At 72.8% G+C, this 17,231-nt stretch carries 16 protein-coding genes and 1 riboswitch; of the genes, 3 read left to right on the forward strand and 13 right to left on the reverse strand.

Annotated features, from left to right (window positions below):
- Window positions 1-286: 286 nt before the first annotated feature.
- The 5 genes from ACFV18_RS30575 to ACFV18_RS30595 all read right to left on the reverse strand — a co-directional run bounded on the left by ACFV18_RS30575 (window position 287) and on the right by ACFV18_RS30595 (window position 5,862).
- Entirely contained in the window at window positions 287-973 is a 687-nt protein-coding gene (locus tag ACFV18_RS30575; protein WP_380488527.1) for a copper homeostasis protein CutC, read from the reverse strand.
- 135 nt (window positions 974-1,108) lie between these two features.
- Window positions 1,109-2,068: a hypothetical protein gene (locus tag ACFV18_RS30580; RefSeq protein ID WP_380488529.1), complete on the reverse strand. Its 960-nt coding sequence runs from the start codon at window positions 2,066-2,068 to the stop codon at window positions 1,109-1,111.
- Entirely contained in the window at window positions 2,065-2,409 is a 345-nt protein-coding gene (locus ACFV18_RS30585; RefSeq protein ID WP_380488530.1) for a PadR family transcriptional regulator, read from the reverse strand. Before ACFV18_RS30585 ends, ACFV18_RS30580 begins: the two co-directional genes overlap by 4 nt.
- Window positions 2,410-2,434: 25 nt before the next feature.
- Window positions 2,435-5,149: an ABC transporter permease gene (locus ACFV18_RS30590; RefSeq protein ID WP_380488532.1), complete on the reverse strand. Its 2,715-nt coding sequence runs from the start codon at window positions 5,147-5,149 to the stop codon at window positions 2,435-2,437.
- Window positions 5,146-5,862, reverse strand: coding sequence for an ABC transporter ATP-binding protein (locus ACFV18_RS30595; protein ID WP_380488534.1), 717 nt, complete (start codon window positions 5,860-5,862; stop codon window positions 5,146-5,148). The genes ACFV18_RS30590 and ACFV18_RS30595 overlap by 4 nt, the downstream gene beginning before the upstream one ends.
- Window positions 5,863-6,011: 149 nt before the next feature.
- Here ACFV18_RS30595 and ACFV18_RS30600 point away from each other — a divergent pair, with 149 nt between their 5' ends.
- On the forward strand, window positions 6,012-6,641 hold the full coding sequence (locus tag ACFV18_RS30600; RefSeq protein ID WP_380488535.1) for an HD domain-containing protein: 630 nt from the start codon (window positions 6,012-6,014) through the stop codon (window positions 6,639-6,641).
- 273 nt (window positions 6,642-6,914) lie between these two features.
- Here the strand turns inward: ACFV18_RS30600 and ACFV18_RS30605 are convergent, their stop codons facing one another.
- From ACFV18_RS30605 to thrC, 5 genes are all read right to left on the reverse strand, one after another.
- Window positions 6,915-7,271, reverse strand: coding sequence for a hypothetical protein (locus ACFV18_RS30605; RefSeq protein ID WP_380488536.1), 357 nt, complete (start codon window positions 7,269-7,271; stop codon window positions 6,915-6,917).
- A 109-nt stretch (window positions 7,272-7,380) separates the two neighbouring features.
- Window positions 7,381-9,003, reverse strand: coding sequence for a chaperonin GroEL (gene groL / locus ACFV18_RS30610; RefSeq protein ID WP_380366033.1), 1,623 nt, complete (start codon window positions 9,001-9,003; stop codon window positions 7,381-7,383).
- A gap of 322 nt (window positions 9,004-9,325) precedes the next feature.
- Window positions 9,326-9,532 carry a cold-shock protein gene (locus ACFV18_RS30615; protein WP_014137493.1) on the reverse strand — a complete coding sequence of 69 codons (207 nt, stop codon included), beginning with the start codon at window positions 9,530-9,532 and terminating at the stop codon, window positions 9,326-9,328.
- 567 nt (window positions 9,533-10,099) lie between these two features.
- Window positions 10,100-10,378 (reverse strand): MoaD/ThiS family protein, encoded by a 279-nt coding sequence (locus ACFV18_RS30620; RefSeq protein ID WP_380488537.1) that lies wholly within the window; start codon window positions 10,376-10,378, stop codon window positions 10,100-10,102.
- Window positions 10,379-10,423: 45 nt separating this feature from the next.
- Window positions 10,424-11,704: a threonine synthase gene (gene thrC, locus ACFV18_RS30625; protein ID WP_380488538.1), complete on the reverse strand. Its 1,281-nt coding sequence runs from the start codon at window positions 11,702-11,704 to the stop codon at window positions 10,424-10,426.
- Window positions 11,705-11,721: 17 nt separating this feature from the next.
- Window positions 11,722-11,851: riboswitch (SAM riboswitch) on the reverse strand.
- A 139-nt stretch (window positions 11,852-11,990) separates the two neighbouring features.
- On the opposite strand from thrC, the gene ACFV18_RS30630 reads away from it, so the two are divergent.
- Window positions 11,991-12,989, forward strand: a complete 999-nt coding sequence (locus tag ACFV18_RS30630) for a glucosyl-3-phosphoglycerate synthase (protein WP_380488539.1) — start codon at window positions 11,991-11,993, stop codon at window positions 12,987-12,989.
- 192 nt (window positions 12,990-13,181) lie between these two features.
- Complete coding sequence (locus tag ACFV18_RS30635) at window positions 13,182-14,648, forward strand: trehalose-6-phosphate synthase (protein WP_380488540.1); 1,467 nt, start codon at window positions 13,182-13,184, stop codon at window positions 14,646-14,648.
- 67 nt (window positions 14,649-14,715) lie between these two features.
- Here the strand turns inward: ACFV18_RS30635 and otsB are convergent, their stop codons facing one another.
- The 3 genes from otsB to ACFV18_RS30650 are packed head-to-tail and all read right to left on the reverse strand — an operon-like array spanning window position 14,716 to window position 17,156.
- A complete protein-coding gene (otsB, locus tag ACFV18_RS30640) occupies window positions 14,716-15,564 on the reverse strand; it encodes a trehalose-phosphatase (protein WP_380488542.1) in 849 nt (282 codons plus the stop codon).
- Between the two features lie 46 nt (window positions 15,565-15,610).
- Entirely contained in the window at window positions 15,611-15,841 is a 231-nt protein-coding gene (locus ACFV18_RS30645) for a DUF3263 domain-containing protein (RefSeq protein WP_380488543.1), read from the reverse strand.
- Between the two features lie 52 nt (window positions 15,842-15,893).
- Window positions 15,894-17,156, reverse strand: coding sequence for an extracellular solute-binding protein (locus ACFV18_RS30650; protein ID WP_380488544.1), 1,263 nt, complete (start codon window positions 17,154-17,156; stop codon window positions 15,894-15,896).
- Window positions 17,157-17,231 lie beyond the last annotated feature (75 nt).

The following is a 17,231-nucleotide window of genomic DNA, read 5'->3' on the forward strand; positions in this document are numbered from 1 at the left end:
CTCCACACCTACAACTACCATCGCTGCCACACCGCACTCGGAGGACAACCACCGATCACCCGCGTCAACAACCCTGCGGGTCAATACAGCTAGGCGGGCGGATGGGCGCGAGACAGGGGACGCGAACGCAGGTGGGCGCGAAGACAGGGGCGCGGGGAACTGCGCGCAGCGGAGGCACCCACCCGCAAGATCGCGACGCAGGACAATGACCTGCACTTGATCGCGACCTTGCGGACGTGGCCTGCGCTTGTCGCGCAGTTCCCCGCGCCCCTCTCTGCGCACCTCACTACTCCCCGATGAGCTCCCGCCACTGCACGACCTTCGTCGCGTCCACCGCCCCGGCCCAGCCGCCCAGGCGCACCGCGCCGCCGATGTGGAAGGCGTCGAAGCCCGCCGCGCGCAACTCGGGGACGTGTGCGGCGCGCAGGCCGCCGCCGACGAGGATCTGCTGGCGGTAGCCGGGTTCGCCGGACTTGGCGAGTTCGCCGAGGAGGACCTCCCGGCCCGCGTCCACGCCGGCCGGGTCGCCGGAGGTGAGGAAGGTGTCGAGCCCGGGCAGCTCGGCGACGGCGGCGCGGACCTCGGAGCGGTCGGTGCTGTGGTCGATGGCCCGGTGGAAGGTCCAGCGGCAGCCGGTGACGGCGTCGGCGACGGCGCGGGTCGCGTCGAGGTCGATCGCGCCGTCGGGGGTGAGGAAGCCGAAGACGAACTCCTCCGCGCCCTCGGCCCGCAGCGCGGCGGTCCGGGCCAGCAGTACGTCGAGGTCGCCGGGGGTGAAGCCGTCGCGGATGCGGAGCATGACCCGCAGCGGCAGCGAAACGGCGGCGCGGATCGCGGCGAAGTCCTGGACGGTGGGGGTGAGCCCGTCGGCGGCCATGTCGGTGACCAGTTCGAGGCGGTCCGCGCCGCCCGACTCGGCAGCCCTGGCGTCCTGGGGGGTCAGCGCGATCACTTCGAACATTGGTCTAGACATGTCCGACAGCCTGCCACATCGGCCCGCCCCGGGCGACCCCCCTCGGCCGTTCGGCCCCGCGCCCTCTCCCCGTTCGCTCCCCGTCGGCGCCCCGTTCGCCCGTCTCCCTCCCCGTTCGCCCGCCTCCCTCCCCGTTCAGCCCAGCCGGGGCGCGACCTGACGCCCCGCCGGCCGGACGGAGCCGAGCAGTCGGAACGCCAGCAGCAGCGCCAGCGCCGTCCCGAACGCGTACGGCGCGGCCCGCCACACCCCGCCGAGCTGCTCCCAGAGCGAGAACAGGCTGAACCCGGCGGTCAGCGGCAGCAGCGCGACGCCGAATGCGGCGGGCAGCAGCCGGTCGCGGGCGGCGAACAGCATCAGCAGCGGCGGGAGCAGCAGCAGCGCGACGGGCCACCAACCGTCCATCAGGTAGCGGGTGTCGTAGCTGCCCTGGGCCCGGGTCACGGCGAATCCGGCGGCCGCGCCGGCCAGGACCAGCAGCCGGTCGGCCCGGCCGCGGGAGTCGCCCGGCCCGGTCGGTGCGAGGGCCAGCAGCAGGCCGCCCAGCAGGTAGGGCATCAGGACGACGGCGGAGTAGAGGAAGAACCAGCCGCTGCCGGGCTTCGGGCCGAACAGGTCCAGCGCGGCGTACCCGATCCGGACGGCGCCGAGCAGCACCACCACGGCGCCGAGCAGCCGGACGGCCCGCCAGGCGCCGAACGCGGCGGCGGCGGCCAGCAGCAGCGGGACGACGACGAGGCCCAGCACGGCGAGGTTCTCCACCAGCCGGGCCCACGGCACGGCCGTTCCGGCCCGGGCGGCGTCGGTGATCCCGAACTCCCGCCAGTCGCCGGTGCCGGGCAGGGTGCCGAGGCCGAGCAGGGCGCCGGCCAGCAGCGGGGCGGCGGCGACCAGCAGGCGGCCGGGGAGCGCGGTCTCGGTCAGGCCGGTGCGTAGCCGCAGGCCATAGCCGGCGAGGTCGAGTGCCTCGCGGGCGGTGGCGAGGCGGCCGGAGCCGGCGGTGGTGTCGGCGAACACCTCGGCGAGTTCGGCGCCCCGGTCGCGGCGGTAGCGGGCGGGGTAGAGCGCGAGGGCGGTGCGCAGCGCCAGGTTCATGCGGTGGCCCCCCGGGGACGGGCGGCGCCGCCGAGGCGGCGCTGCGCCTCGGCGGCGACGGTGCGCAGCCGTTCGGCCTCGGTGGCCAGGACGTCCCGGCCGGTGCCGGTGAGGGCGTAGGTGCGGCGGGCCCGGCCGTCGACGATCTCCTCGGCGGCGACCTCGATCAGGCCCTGCTGGAGCAGCCGGTCGAGGGCGCCGTACAGGGTTCCGGTGCGGAGCCTGACCCGCCCCCCGGAGATCGCTTCGACCTCCTGGATCAGCGCGTATCCGTGCCGGGGGGCGTCCGCGAGGGCGGTGAGCAGCAGCAGGGTGGGTTCCTGCATGGCGCGTTCAGTCATACGACTACATATATCGCCGACCTTCCTATCCCCGCCATCCGGATCCGCTCCGCCCTGCGGGGTCGTCCCGGCGCAGCGCGCCGAGCAGGCCGGCCAGCACCGGCAGCCCCAGGGCGAACAGCGCCAGGGTGGCCCACGGGATGTCGGCGGTGTTCAGCACGGCGGGCGCGCCCATCACCCCGGTCACCCGGGAGCGCAGCAGGGCGTAGGCGGGGACGAAGCCGCTGACGGTGCCGAGCAGGGCGCCGAGCAGGGAGATCAGTCCGGCCTGGAGTCCGGCGACGGTGCGCCGGGTGCGCGGCCGGGCGCCGATCGCGGACAGCAGGACGCGTTCGCGGCGGGCGTCGTCGGCGGCCAGCGCGGTGGAGACCACGGCCGCGCCGAGCACCACCAGGGCGGCGAAGCCGCTGAGCGCGACCCGCACCACGCTGTCCTGCGGCCGGAAGCCGCGCTCCACCCCGAACTCGGAGTGCGGGGCGAGCCGGGCGACGGTGGCGGCGGCCCGCTGTTCGGCCCGGTCGGGGACGGGGGTGGTGGGCAGCCAGATCGCCCCGGTCGGCGTGACCTTCAGGCCGAGTCCGCGGATCGTCTCGGGCGCGATCACCAGCGGCGCGTAGCGCTGCGCGGCGGGCCGCTCGACCAGGACGGCCTCGACGGTGACGTCCTTGGCCTCCATGCCGTTGCCCAGCATCCGCAGCACCGCCTTGCCGTCGTGCAGGTAGGACGGGTCGGTGACCACGGCCTTCCCGGCGAGCAGCGCCGTCTCGGCGGCCGGGTCGCGCACCGCCAGCAGGTTGTGCAGCACCGGGACGTCGCCCACCACGGCCGGCCTGGTGACGCGCTGGCCGTAGCGCTGCCCGCCCTCCGCGTACACCACGCTGGAGCAGCCCTCGCAGAACACGTACTGGGCCTCGTACAGGTCGGCCCGCTCGCCGAGGTCCGGCAGGTCCTGGACCAGGGCCGTGCGCAGCTGTGGCAGGGCGTCGGTGTCGCCGTGCACGGTGAGCCGGACGGCGCCGACGGGCTGTTCCAGCCGGTAGGAGGCGCGGTCCTGGGCCTCGGCGCCGGCGGTGTGCACGCCGACCGCGACGGCTCCGGCGACGGCGGCCAGCACGGCGGCGACGGCGGGCCCGGTGCGGGAGCGGTGCCGGGCGGTGTCGCGAAGCGCGAGCCGCGGGCCGACGGGCAGCAGGCGGGCGAGCCGGCCGAGCAGGGCGAGCAGCAGCGGGGTGAACAGCAGCAGGCCGAGTTCGGCGAGCGTCGCGCCGCCCAGCACCGCCAGGGTGCGTATCGACAGTCCGGCGACCACCGGCATCCCGCCGGTCGGGGCGACCACCGCGCCGTACAGCGCGAGCCCGCTGCCGAGCAGCACGACGACCAGGCCGAGCAGCGGCGTCCAGCGGGCGGAGCGGCGCACCGGGTCACGGTCCGTCAGGCCGTCGAGCACCTCGCGGCGTCCGGCCTGCAGGGCGGGCAGCAGCGCGGCCAGCAGGGCGGTGACCACGCCGACGGCGGCGATCGCCAGCAGGTCGGACGGGTTCAGGGTGAGCTGCCCGAACCGGCTGCCGCCCCACTCCTCGATCCGGGTGCGCAGCACGGCGACCAGGGCGGCGCCGACCACGGTGCCGAGGACCGCGCCGGCCGCGCCGAGCACCAGGCCGCCGCCGAGCACCACGGCCCGGACGTGCCCGGGGCGGCCGCCCGCCGCGCCGAGCAGGGCGAGTTGGCGGCGGGCCCGCCGGGCGCCGACCGCGAAGGCGGGGCCGGCCAGCAGCGCGACCTCCAGCAGGGCCATCGCGGCGGTGGTGGCGACCGTCATCAACCGGCGCTCGCGGGCGTCCTGGGCGCCGACGGCCTCCTGCCCGGCCAGCACCTCGGCCGGCGGGTGCGCGGCGACCTGACGGCTCGCCAGGGTGTAGCCGTAGCGGTTGAGTTCGCGCACCTGCTCCCAGCCGAGCTGCGCCCCGGCGGACAGCCGGACCAGCCAGGCGGCCTTGCCGGCGGCGGCCTGTTCGGCACTCGGGTTCTGCGGGGCGAGCCCGGCGACGACCTGAGCGGCGTCCAGCTGCTGGTACAACTCGCCGGGGCGGGCGACCAGTTCGGACTTGTTCAGGTCACCGGGGAGTTCGACGGTGCCGGTCAGCGTGAACGGGGTGGACTCCAGGCCGCGGACGGTGACCCGGTCGCCGATCCGCAGGCCGGTGCCGGTGAGGAACGCCCGGGTGGCAGCGGCCTCGTGGGCGGCGGCGGGGGCCCGGCCGGAGACCAGGTTCAGCCGGCCCTGCCAGAGCTCGCCGGTCAGATCGGCCTCGAAGGTGTCGACGGGGGCCAGGCCGTCCTTGGTCTGCACGGCCGCCACGGGGCCGGTGCGGGCGGGGATCAAGGTGCTGCCCTTGGGGAGCAACTCGCCGAGCAGCGCGGTCGGTTCGGTGGCGGCGGCGCGCTTCTGCTCGGGCGTTTCGTTGCCGGGGCGCAGCGGCAGGGTGCGGACGCCGTCGGCCGGGAACACCGACTGCTCGATGCTCCGGCCCGGGTCGTAGGCGCCGATCAGCGCGTCGGAGCGGCCCATCAGCCGGTCGGAGCGCTCGGCGGCGGTGAGCTGTCCGCTGCGGTGCACCACGTCCACGCCGGTCGCGCCGAGCACCGGCAGCGCGATCATCGCGACCACCAGGGCGCTGCGGCCCTTGGCCCGCCAGGCGTCGCGGCGCGCCATCCGCAGCACCGCCCGCCAGGCGCTCATCGGCCGGCCCCGGTGCGCTGCGCGGCCTCCCGCAGGTACCGGCCGTCCCGGAGGAACACCACCCGGTCCGCCCAGGCCGCGTGGGTGGCGTCGTGAGTGACCATCATGGCGGCGGCTCCGGCGTCGCAGCGCGAACGCAGCACCTGGAGCACGGCCTCGCCGGTGGCGGAGTCGAGCGCGCCGGTCGGCTCGTCGGCGAGCACCAGGCGGCGTTCACCCGCCAGCGCCCGGCCGATCGCCACCCGCTGCTGCTGGCCGCCGGACATGTCCTCCGGGAAACGGTCGGCGAGTTGGGCGATGCCCAGTTCCTCCAGTGCGGCCAGCGCCTCCGCGCGGGCGGTCCGGGCGGAGACGCCGTCGAGTTCGCGCGGCAGCGAGATGTTCTCGGCAGCGGTCAGCGACGGAATCAGGTTGTACGACTGGAACACGTAGCCGACCGAACGGCGGCGCACATCGGCCAACCCGGCCCGGCTCAGGCCCTCCAGCGGGGTGCCCTCGACCAGCACCCGGCCGGCCGACGGGCGGTCCAGGCCGCCGGCCAGCGCGAGCAACGTGGACTTCCCGGAGCCGGACGGCCCCATCACGGCCAGGAACTCCCCGGCGCGCACCTCCAGGTCGATCGGGTGCAGGGCGTGCACCTGGGCCTCGCCCCGGCCGTGCACCCGCCCGACTCCCTCCAGGCGCAGCACGGCCTGCGCGCTCGATCCGGTCATGACTCCCCCTCGGAACAGCGGAACGTCTTGCATACCGAGTATGTATAGCCTTCGCGCGACGACTACTCAAGTCTGCGTCATAAGTCGGTGAACTACCTATAGTGTGGGTCACATCCGGGCTACCTCCGGCAGGGAGCAGAATGACCGTCATGACCGCATCGCTGTCCGAGCGCTGGCACGCCCTGCTCACCCGCTGCGGCGCCACCGTCAACCCGGAGCCGTACGCCCGCGACCTGCTCGCCCGCTGGGCCGAACCGCAGCGCCGCTACCACACCACCGACCACCTGCGGGCCGTCCTGGACCGGATCGACGAACTCGCCGACCACGCCGAGGACCCGGACGCCGTCCGGCTGGCCGCCTGGTTCCATGACGCCGTCTACCGGCCCGACCGTTCCGAGAACGAGGAACGCAGCGCCGCCCTCGCCTGCCGCGCCCTGCGCGAGGCGGGCCTGCCCGAATCCCTGGTCCACGAGGTCGCCCGCCTGGTCCGGCTCACCCTCACCCACCACCCCGCACCCGGCGACCACAACGGCGAAGTCCTCTGCGACGCCGACCTCGCCGTCCTCGGCTCACCCCCCGACCGCTACGCGGCTTACACCGCCGCCATCCGCGAGGAATACTCCTTCGTCCCCCCGGACGCCTTCCGCGAGGGCCGCACCGCGATCCTCCACCACCTCCTCGCCCTCCCCGCCCTCTACCGCACCCCCGAGGCCCACACCCGCTACGACGCGCAAGCGCGAGCGAACATGCAGGCCGAACTCAGGGAGCTGGGGAGCTGAAAACAGGGGGCGCAAAAGCAGGTGGGCGCGAAAACAGGTGGGCGCGAGAGCAGGTGGGCGCGAAAACAGGGGCGCGTGGGGGTACCTCCCGGCCCGCTAGGGCTGGGGGAGAACTGCGCGAAGCGGAAGGCGCCCACCAGCCAGATCGCGACGCAGGACAGTCACTTGCACTTGATCGCGACCTTGCGGACGTGGCGTGCGCTTGTCGCGCAGTTCCCCGCGCCCCCGGTTTCGCGCCCGCCTGCGTTCGCACCCTCTCGCGCCCGCCTGCTCTCACTCGAGCGAACCCACCGCCGCGACGACCATCCCCTTCTTGCCGCACACCCAGTGCGGATCCGCCCCCAACTCCGGCTCCACGCCGAGCGCGTGCGGGTCGTCCTCCGCCGCGCACGCGGAACAGAGCGGCCAGCGCCCGTACGACTCCAGCAGCGCGTCCTGTACGTCCTGGGCGATCAGCCCGAGCACGAACTCGCAGCCGTCGGGCCACTGTTCGAGCCACCAGCGGCGGTGGGTGACGGCGTCCTCGACCAGCGAGACGATCGCGGCGTCGGCGACGTCACGCGCGGTGAGGTCGGCGAGGATCAGTGCGCGGGCGTTGTGCAGGGCGGCTTCGATCTGGGGGCTGGCCATCCGCCCATTGTCCCAAACCGCCGCGACAAGCAGGAACGCCGCGAGGGCGGCCTCCCGAAGGAGACCGCCCTCACGGCGTGAGAACGACGGATCCGTCCGAAGGGCCGGATCAGAAGTCCATGTCACCGCCCGGCATGCCGCCGCCGGCGGCCGCAGCGGCCTTCTCCGGCTTGTCGGCGATGACGGCCTCGGTGGTGAGGAACAGCGCCGCGATGGAGGCGGCGTTCTGCAGGGCGGAGCGGGTGACCTTGGCGGGGTCGATGATGCCGGAGGCGATCAGGTCGACGTACTCGTTGGTCGCGGCGTTCAGGCCGTGGCCGGCGGGCAGGTTGCGGACCTTCTCGACCACGACGCCGCCCTCGAGGCCGGCGTTGGTGGCGATCTGCTTGATCGGGGCTTCCAGGGCCACGCGGACGATGTTGGCGCCGGTGGCCTCGTCGCCGTCCAGCTCCAGCTTCTCGAACGCGACACCGGCCTGCAGCAGGGCGACGCCACCACCGGCGACGATGCCCTCCTCGACGGCGGCCTTGGCGTTGCGCACCGCGTCCTCGATGCGGTGCTTGCGCTCCTTGAGCTCGACCTCGGTGGCCGCGCCGGCCTTGATGACGGCCACGCCGCCGGCCAGCTTGGCGAGGCGCTCCTGGAGCTTCTCGCGGTCGTAGTCCGAGTCGGAGTTCTCGATCTCGGCGCGGATCTGGTTGACGCGACCGGCAACCTGGTCGCTGTCGCCGCCGCCGTCGACGATGGTGGTCTCGTCCTTGGTGATGACGACCTTGCGGGCGGTGCCCAGCAGGTCCAGGCCGGCGTTCTCGAGCTTGAGGCCGACCTCCTCGGAGATCACGGTGCCGCCGGTCAGGATGGCGATGTCGCCCAGCATGGCCTTGCGGCGGTCGCCGAAGCCCGGGGCCTTGACGGCGACGGACTTGAAGGTGCCGCGGATCTTGTTCACGACCAGGGTCGACAGGGCCTCGCCCTCGACGTCCTCGGCGATGATGACGAGCGGCTTGCCGCTCTGCATGACCTTCTCCAGCAGCGGGAGCAGGTCCTTGACCGAGGAGATCTTGGAGTTGGCGATGAGGATGTACGGGTCCTCGAAGCTCGCCTCCATGCGCTCCAGGTCGGTGGCGAAGTAGGCGGAGATGTAGCCCTTGTCGAAGCGCATGCCCTCGGTGAGCTCGAGCTCCAGGCCGAAGGTGTTGCTCTCCTCGACGGTGATGACGCCTTCCTTGCCGACCTTGTCCATGGCCTCGGCGATGAGCTCGCCGATCTGGGTGTCGGCGGCCGAGATGGAGGCGGTGGAGGCGATCTGCTCCTTGGTCTCCACGTCCTTGGCCTGGGCCAGCAGCTGGTCGGAGACGGCGGCGACGGCCTTCTCGATGCCGCGCTTCAGGGCCATCGGGTTGGCGCCGGCGGCGACGTTGCGCAGACCCTCGCGGACGAGCGCCTGGGCCAGCACGGTGGCGGTGGTGGTGCCGTCACCCGCGACGTCGTCGGTCTTCTTGGCGACCTCCTTGACGAGCTCGGCACCGATCTTCTCGTACGGGTCCTCGAGCTCGATCTCCTTGGCGATGGAGACACCGTCGTTGGTGATGGTGGGGGCGCCCCACTTCTTCTCCAGAACGACGTTGCGACCCTTGGGGCCGAGCGTGACCTTCACGGCGTCGGCAAGCTGGTTCATGCCACGCTCAAGGCCGCGGCGGGCTTCCTCGTCAAAGGCGATGATCTTGGCCATTAGAAGTGGTCCTCCGGGACACGGTCGACTGCTCGGACCAAGGGGGTGCCCGCGACGGACGGCCCAGGAGAGCGCGGGTCCTGTCCCCGCCGCTTCCGGGGCCTCACCGGCCCGGTCCGTTGTCACTCTCACGCTGTGAGTGCTAACGCCAATGATTAGCACTCGGGGGTGTCGAGTGCAAGCCCATTCGGCGCCCTCCGACAGCCCTCCCGGGAAACCCGCAGGCCGGGCCGGAGAACGCCGACAGGCCCGACCTCGGACGCGTCGCGCCGGGGCCGGACCTGCCGGGTCGTACCTGTCGTGGGTGCGGTCTACCGGGCCGTCAGGCGCCGGCGGCGCGGACCATGTCGGCCTGCGGACCCTTCTGACCCTGCGAGATCTCGAACTCGACCCGCTGGCCCTCTTCCAGGGTGCGGTAGCCGTCCATCTGGATCGCGCTGTAGTGGACGAACACGTCCGCTCCACCGTCGACCGCGATGAAGCCGTAGCCCTTCTCGGCGTTGAACCACTTGACGGTGCCCTGAGCCATTCCGAACTCCCCTTGTGCTGTGCTGGCCCTTCAGAGATCCGCGGGACGCGGACCCGGAGGTCTGGAAGGCCGGCCTGTGGGGACTCCCCCCCGTACGGCGCAGCCTCTGTCGCGGCTGAATGTATCCGGATATGCGCCCTCTGCAACAGGGCCTAATTTTGCGGAAACTCCGCGCCCGGCAGGGGATATGACGGGGCGAAAGGTATGCAGGGCGACAATTGCCACCGGACATAACGGACGCGTCCCCGCAAATCGCCGGAAGAATTCTGACGGCGGCCTGACAGGCCGAGCGGCGAACGGTCCGGCGCATGTCTCGGAGCGCGGGACGGGACGGGGCCGGCGCGAGGTGCGGCACGGGGAAAAGCGAGGATTGGAACGGGCCGTATCGGGGAACGGCTCCACCCGCACTCTACTCCCCCGCAAAGGCGGGAATTCCAGCGGCCCGCCGGGTCGGAATCACGGCTGCCCGCACGCCCTCGGCCGATGCGCCGAGCCGCCGCCAGGCGGCTCGGAAATCGAATTCCGAGCGCGCGCCCGACGGCGGCGGAGCGAATGCGCGGGGCGGCGTCAGCAGCCGCCGGCCACCGCCGGAATGATCGACACCGAGGCGCCGTCCTTGATCTCGGTCTCCAGACCGTCCGCGAAGCGCACGTCGTCGTCGTTGACGTACACGTTCACGAAGCGGCGCAGCTTGCCGGTGTCGTCCAGCAGGCGGGCGGCGATGCCGGTGTGGTTGGCCTCCAGGTCCGCGACGACGGCGGCCAGGGTGGCGCCCTCGGCGGTCACCTCGGCGGCGCCGCCAGTGTAGGTGCGGAGGATGGTGGGGATGCGGACGGTGGCGCTCATGGGGTTGGCTCCTCGAAGAACTTGGGGGGGTCAGGCCGGGAGGGTTCAGGCGGAGGCGAGACCGGCGGCGCGGAAGGACTCCAGCGTCGGGCGGATCACGGCGGTCATGCCGGAGTCGGCGACCGCGTCGAGGGTCTTCAGGCCGTCACCGGTGTTGATCGCGACGGTCTCCTTGCCCGGGTCGAGCTGCCCGGTCTCGACCAGCTTCTTCAGCACGCCGATGGTGACGCCGCCCGCGGTCTCGGCGAAGATGCCCTCGGTGCGGGCCAGCAGCTTGATCGCCTCGACCACCTGGGCGTCGGTGACGTCCTCGACGGCGCCGCCGGTGCGGCGGGCGATGTCGAGCACGTACGGGCCGTCGGCGGGGTTGCCGATCGCCAGCGACTTGGCGATGGTGTCCGGCTTGACCGGCTTGATCACGTCGCGGCCGGCCTTGAACGCGGCGGAGACCGGGGAGCAGCCCTCGGCCTGGGCGCCGAAGATCCGGTACGGGCGGTCCTCGACCAGGCCGAGCTTGATCAGCTCCTGCAGGCCCTTGTCGATCTTGGTGAGCTGGGAGCCGGAGGCGATCGGGATGACGATCTGCTCGGGCAGCCGCCAGCCGAGCTGCTCGCAGATCTCGAACGCCAGGGTCTTGGAGCCCTCGCCGTAGTACGGGCGCAGGTTGACGTTGACGAAGCCCCAGCCCTCACCGGCCGGGTCACCGATCAGCTCCGAGCAGAACCGGTTCACGTCGTCGTAGTTGCCGTCGATGCCGACCAGCTCGCCGCCGTACACAGCGGCCATCACGACCTTGCCCTGCTCCAGGTCGTGCGGGATGAACACGCAGGACTTGAAGCCGGCCCGGGCCGCGGCGGCGCCCACCGCGCCCGCCAGGTTACCGGTGGAGGAGCAGGACAGCGTGGTGAAGTCGAAGGCGCGGGCGGCCTCGATCGCGCAGGCCACCACCCGGTCCTTGAACGAGTGGGTGGGGTTGCCGGAGTCGTCCTTGATGTGCAGCTGCGCGGTGAAGCCCAGCTCGCGGCCCAGGTTGTCGGCCTTCACCAGCGGGGTCCAGCCCGGGTTCAGGTTCGGCTTGCCCGCGACGTCGGCCGGGACGGGCAGCAGCGGGGCGTAGCGCCAGATCGACGCCGGGCCGGCCTCGATCCGCTTGCGCAGTTCCTCGGCGTCGTGGCCGGCGTAGTCGTAGGCGATCTCCAGCGGACCGAAGCACTCCAGGCACGCGAAGCTCGGGCCGAGCGGGAAGCGGGTGCCGCACTCGCGACAGGACAGTGCGGTGGCCGGACCGAGATCGACGGCGGCAGCTGCGGGGGTGTCAACAGCCATGGTGGCGAGGCCCTTTCTCCTCATCTTCCCCGGGACGCGGTCGCGCCCGGGCCGGAATTGGCACCTGTCCCGCCGGGCCCTGCGAGGCCGCGCGAGAAGGTTGCCGGGACGTCAACGGGCCGTTCCCTCAGTCCCTCTGGATGAGCTCTGTGAAGTTGTGGTCGTACGCTGCGAGCGACCCCGGCGTGCGAAGGTCCGAGCGCAGTACGAAGACTGTAACGGAAGGCCGGTGCAGTCCAACCTCACCGTCCGACACCCGAGACAGACCGAGACAGGGAGCGAGATCTTGGCCGAGCAGCCCGAGCCCGGGGTCCTGCCGGAAGTGGCCGACTGGCTGCGCCGCCGGTCCTGGACGGCCGCCGACCGGCCGCTCGACCGGCTGCTCGCCGCCAAGCACGCCGCCGGCCCGGCCGGCACCGTCAGCGTGGTGCTGCCCGCCCTGGACGAGGAACCCACCGTCGGCGAGATCGTCAGCACGATCCGCACCGAGCTGATGGAACGCGTCCCGCTGGTCGACGAACTGCTGGTGGTCGACTCCGGCTCGGTGGACGGCACCGCCGCCGCCGCGGCCGCCGCCGGCGCCCGGGTGGTGCACCGCGACGCCATCCTGCCCCGGCTGCCCGCCGCCCCCGGCAAGGGCGAGGTGCTGTGGCGCGCACTGCTCGCCAGCAGCGGCGCGATCGTCTGCTACATCGACGCCGACCTGCGCGAGTTCGACCCGGCGTTCGTCTCCGGCATCGTCGGCCCGCTGCTCACCGACCCCGCCCTGCACCTGGTCAAGGCCATGTACGACCGCCCCTTCGAGGCCGACGGCGCCATCGTCCCGGCCGGCGGCGGCCGGGTCACCGAACTGGTCGCCCGCCCGCTGCTCAACCTGCACTGGCCGCAGCTGGCCGGCTTCGTCCAGCCGCTCGGCGGCGAGTACGCGGCCCGCCGCAGCCTGCTGGAGCGGCTGCCCTTCCCAACCGGCTACGGCGTCGAACTCGGCCTGCTGGTCGACGCGTTGGAGCTGGTCGGGCTGGACGCGCTGGCCCAGGTCGACGTCGGCGTCCGGCACCACCGCCACCAGGACGGCCAGGCCCTCGGCCGGATGGCCGCCACCATCTACCGCACCGCCCTGGAACGCCTCGACCGCGCCCACCGCCTGAAGGCCGACGACGACCTGGTCCGCCCCCTGCTCACCCAGTACACCCGCACCACGGACGGCTTCACCCCCCGCACCCACCCCGTGCCGGCCACCGAACGCCCGCCGATGATCACCGTCCCGGAGTACCGCAACCGCTGACCGCGGCCCCACGTCCGTCCCGGCGAACGGCATCCACCTGCCCGATCAGCCGGCCGCCGTGGTGGCCCTCGGTGCCGCCGCTGCCCGACCACGGCCCGGCCCGCCCGTTCCCGGAGGGCTGACCCCACTGTTCACCCGGCGCGAGCCGCGCCGGGTGGTTTGGTCCGCTGATCGCACGGCAAGGTTGGCTGTATGGCCGATCACGCGTCCGAACGCCCCAAGCAGTCCGGAACCGCCCCGATCCTGGTGGCCTCCAACCGCGGCCCGGTGTCCTTCCGCACGGAGGACGACGGCGCGCTGAGCCTCCGCAGAGGCGGCGGCGGCCTGGTCTCCGGGCTCTCCGCGATCGACGACCCGAACGCCGTCTGGGTCTGCGCCGCCCTCTCCGCCGCCGACCGCACCGCCGCCCGGCAGGCCCCCGACGGACGCCTCGACCGGGCCGGCCACGACGTCGGCGGACAGGCCGTCCGGATGCTGGACATCGACCCGGAGACCTTCGCCCGCGCCTACAACGGCGTCGCCAACTCCACCCTGTGGTTCGTCCACCACCTGCTGTACGACATCCCCACCAAACCCGTCTTCGACGACCGCTTCCGCACCGAATGGGCCGCCTACCGGGCCTACAACACCGCCTTCGCCGAGGCCCTCGCCGCCGAAGCCGCCCCCGGCGCCGCCGTCCTGGTGCAGGACTACCACCTCTCGCTGGCCCCCGCGCTGCTCCGCGAACTCCGCCCCGACCTGCGCATCGGCCACTTCTCGCACACCCCCTGGGCCCCGCCCGACTACTACCGGCTGCTGCCCGACGACGTCGCCGCCGAGGTCCTCCGCGGCATCCTCGGCGCCGACCGCGCCGCCTTCCTCACCCGCCGCTGGGCGCTCGCCTTCGCCGACTGCTGCGAGACCGTCCTCGGCGCGGGCATCGACCGCGACGCCCTCACCGTCACGCACGCCGGCCGCACCACCCGGCTCGGCGTCCACGGCCTCGGCGCCGACGCCGCGTTCCTGCGCGAACGCGCCCACCGGCCCGACGTCGACGAACGCCTCGCCGCCCTGCGCGAAGCCGTCGGCCACCGGCGCACCATCGTCCGGGTCGACCGCACCGAACTCAGCAAGAACATCGTCCGCGGCCTGCTCGCCTACCGGCACCTGCTGCGCACCCGCCCCGAATGGCTCGGCCGGGTCGTCCACATCGCCTTCGCCTACCCCTCGCGCACCGACCTCGTCGAATACCGCGAGTACACCGCCGCCGTGCAGCGGATCGCCGAAGAGATCAACACCGAATTCGCCACCGCCGACTGGCAACCGCTGATCCTGCACGTCGAGGACGACTTCCCCCGCTCCCTCGCCGCCTACCGGCTCGCCGACGTCGCCCTGGTCAACCCCGTCCGCGACGGCATGAACCTGGTCGCCAAGGAAGTCCCCGTCGTCTCCGACCACGGCTGCGCCCTGGTCCTGTCCCGGGAGGCCGGCGCCCACGCGGAACTCGCCGACGACGCGATCACCATCAACCCCTTCGACATCGTCGCCACCGCCGAGGCCCTGGCCCAGGCCCTCGCCATGCCCCCCACCGACCGCACCGCCCGCACCAAGCGCCTGGCGGCCGCGGCGACAGCGCTGCCGCCCCAGCAGTGGTTCCTGGACCAGCTCCACGCGTTGTGAGCAAGCCCAGGGAGCCGAGCACCACTGGGGTGCCGGGGCCTGCGCGGAGGCGAACCCAGGGCCGTGCTCACGCACCCAACCGCTGTGCCAGCTCGTTGAGCAGGTCCACCACCCCCGCGGGCCCCGCCACCACCAGGTCCGCGCGGTCGGCCAGCTCCCGGACGGGGGGCTCGCCGGTGACGGGGCCGCTGCAGACGAGGAGGCCGGGGTGGCCCTGCGCCCGGCGCTCGGCGACAGCCTCGTACGCGGCGATGTCACCGAGATCGTCGCCGGCGAACAGCACCGGCCCGGCCTCCCGTTCGGCGAGGAACCTCCGGAGAGCGACGCCCTTGTCGACCCCGGGCGGGCGCAGCTCCAGCACCATCCGCCCGGGTTCGACCACCAGCCCGTGCCGCTGGGCGAGTGCGGCCAACGGCGCGCGCAGCCGCTCCAGCTCGCCGGAGGGGTCGTCCGCGCGCCGGGTGTGCACCGCCAGCGCCCGCCCCTTGTCCTCCACGAAGACACCCTCGGCCGCCTTCAACTCCTCCAGCAGCACCGGCAGTTCACCCCGAACAGCCGCAACGCCCAACGGGGCCGGCGCCGCGGTGACAGCGCCCGTGCGCGCGTCCCAGCGCTCCGCGCCGTAGTGGCCGAGGACGGTCAGGTGCTCCAGGCCGGGAGTGGCGGCGAAGCCGCCGTACCCGGCGGCGGTCGCGGCGGGTCGGCCGGTGACGATGACGACCGAGCCGACCAGCGGGGCGAGTGCGGTGAGGGCGGGGACGACGCCGGGGTGGGCGCGGGCCAGTTCGGGGTCGGCGACGATCGGGGCGAGTGTGCCGTCGAAGTCGAGTCCCACGACCGCGGAGCCCGGGTCGGCGAGCAGGCCCGCCAGTCCGGCCCGCCCTGCCTGGGACGTGATCTGCTCAGCAATTCCCATGGCCCCGACGCTACCGGGCGCAGGCCGCCGACGGGCCCCGATCGCGTCACTGCCGGGCGTCGCGCCGCCCCTGCCGCACCCGCCGCAGCCGGTTGACCAGGACGGGTGCGTGGGCGAGTGCCTCCGGCCGGTCGAGCAGGGCGTTGAGCAGCTGGTAGTAGCGGGTGGCGGAGATGCCGAGTTCCTGCCGGATCGCCTGTTCCTTGGCGCCGGCGGTCCGCCACCCGCGTGCTTCCAGTTCGAGTACCGCCCGGTCGCGGTCGGTCAGTTCGGCCATGTGTCCAGGCTAGACACCGCAGCCGTCAGCCCCCGGCCGGGCATCGCAGCCGTCAGCCCTTGCGGGCCCGCGACGCCTCCGCCGTGGCGGCGGACTGGAGGTCGCCGAGCACGTCCGAGGAGCCGGCCCGCACGGCCTCGCCTATGCGCTGCTTGAGCATGCTGTTGACCTTGTCCCAGGACGGGTCGCCGAGCGGGTAGAAGCTCGCGCTCGGCAGCGCGTTGAGGAACTCGTTGAGGTCCTTGTGCGCGGGGTTGGCGGACATGTCCTCAAGGGTGTCCTGGGTGACGGGCAGCATGTTGTACTGCTCGTCGAACTTGAGGGTGTTCTCCTTCGCGTAGGCGAAGTCGAGGAACTTCTTGATCTCCGCCCGGTGGCCGTTCGCCTTGAACGCCATCACCCAGTCGGCGACGCCCAGCGTCGAGGGCTTGATGCCGGTGTCCTTGCGCGGGATCGTGGCGGTGCCGTACTGGATGTGCCCCGCGACGGCCTTGCTGATCAGCCCGGGGTGGCCGTTGAGCATGGCGGTCTTGCCGGCCGCGAAGTCAGCGAACGCGGTCTTGCGGTCGACCTTGGCCGGGTCGTCGTAGGTGAGGTGCTTCTCGACCAGGTTGGTGCGCAGCCAGGAGAAGGTGGCGCGGTTCGCCGCGCTGTCGATGGTGTAGTTGCCGATGCTGTCGGCGAGTCCGCCGCCGCCGCTCATCGTCCAGATCATCGCCTCGCCCTGGGCCTCCTCGGGGCCGAGCGGCAGCGCGTACGGGGTGACGCCGGGGACCTTGGCCTTGATCTGTTCGGCGGCGCGGCGCACGTCGTCCCAGGTGGTGGGCGGGTTGGTGATGCCGGCCTTGGCGAAGATCTCCTTGTTGTAGAAGAAGACCCGGCTGGAGGAGATGAACGGGATGCCGTACTGGCTGCCGAGCACCTGGCCGGCCTTGGCGAAGGAGTCGAGCAGGTTGACCTGGGTGCGGTTGGAGAGCACGTCGCCGGCCGGGTAGAGGCGGTTGGCGACGACCTGGTCCGCGTAGCCGCCGGTCTGCGCGATGTCAGGGGTCTTGCCCTTCGCGATCAGGTCGGCGAGGTGCTTGTCGATGTCGTTCCAACTGACCACATCGACCTTGATCTTGATGCCGGAGTTGGCCGCCTCGAAGCGGCGGGCCAGATCGTTCCAGTAGATCGAGCTGGAGTTGGTCTCGTTGTCGCCGTAGTCGGCTGCGACCAGATTGAGCGTGACACCCCCCGACATGTCCAGGACTCCGCAGCCGGTGAGCAGCAGGGATCCGACGATGGGCAGGGGGAGCAGCGCTGATCGCTTCACAGATGGACCGCCTTCATAAGGGTTACAGCGTGACCCTGACAGGCGTCCGGCGGCCCGGTCCAGGCCTGCTGGAAC

It is taken from the genome of Kitasatospora sp. NPDC059673, from assembly GCF_042734215.1.
Lineage (GTDB): Bacteria > Actinomycetota > Actinomycetes > Streptomycetales > Streptomycetaceae > Kitasatospora.

Excerpts from the sequence above, each read along its gene's own strand:
- ACFV18_RS30575 (WP_380488527.1), bottom strand. The coding sequence starts at position 973 with ATGTCTAGACCAATGTTCGAAGTGATCGCGCTGACCCCCCAGGACGCC.
- ACFV18_RS30580 (WP_380488529.1), bottom strand. The coding sequence starts at position 2,068 with ATGAACCTGGCGCTGCGCACCGCCCTCGCGCTCTACCCCGCCCGCTAC.
- ACFV18_RS30585 (WP_380488530.1), bottom strand. The coding sequence starts at position 2,409 with ATGACTGAACGCGCCATGCAGGAACCCACCCTGCTGCTGCTCACCGCC.
- ACFV18_RS30590 (WP_380488532.1), bottom strand. The coding sequence starts at position 5,149 with ATGAGCGCCTGGCGGGCGGTGCTGCGGATGGCGCGCCGCGACGCCTGG.
- ACFV18_RS30595 (WP_380488534.1), bottom strand. The coding sequence starts at position 5,862 with ATGACCGGATCGAGCGCGCAGGCCGTGCTGCGCCTGGAGGGAGTCGGG.
- ACFV18_RS30600 (WP_380488535.1), top strand. The coding sequence starts at position 6,012 with ATGACCGCATCGCTGTCCGAGCGCTGGCACGCCCTGCTCACCCGCTGC.
- ACFV18_RS30605 (WP_380488536.1), bottom strand. The coding sequence starts at position 7,271 with ATGGCCAGCCCCCAGATCGAAGCCGCCCTGCACAACGCCCGCGCACTG.
- groL (WP_380366033.1), bottom strand. The coding sequence starts at position 9,003 with ATGGCCAAGATCATCGCCTTTGACGAGGAAGCCCGCCGCGGCCTTGAG.
- ACFV18_RS30615 (WP_014137493.1), bottom strand. The coding sequence starts at position 9,532 with ATGGCTCAGGGCACCGTCAAGTGGTTCAACGCCGAGAAGGGCTACGGC.
- ACFV18_RS30620 (WP_380488537.1), bottom strand. The coding sequence starts at position 10,378 with ATGAGCGCCACCGTCCGCATCCCCACCATCCTCCGCACCTACACTGGC.
- thrC (WP_380488538.1), bottom strand. The coding sequence starts at position 11,704 with ATGGCTGTTGACACCCCCGCAGCTGCCGCCGTCGATCTCGGTCCGGCC.
- ACFV18_RS30635 (WP_380488540.1), top strand. The coding sequence starts at position 13,182 with ATGGCCGATCACGCGTCCGAACGCCCCAAGCAGTCCGGAACCGCCCCG.
- otsB (WP_380488542.1), bottom strand. The coding sequence starts at position 15,564 with ATGGGAATTGCTGAGCAGATCACGTCCCAGGCAGGGCGGGCCGGACTG.
- ACFV18_RS30645 (WP_380488543.1), bottom strand. The coding sequence starts at position 15,841 with ATGGCCGAACTGACCGACCGCGACCGGGCGGTACTCGAACTGGAAGCA.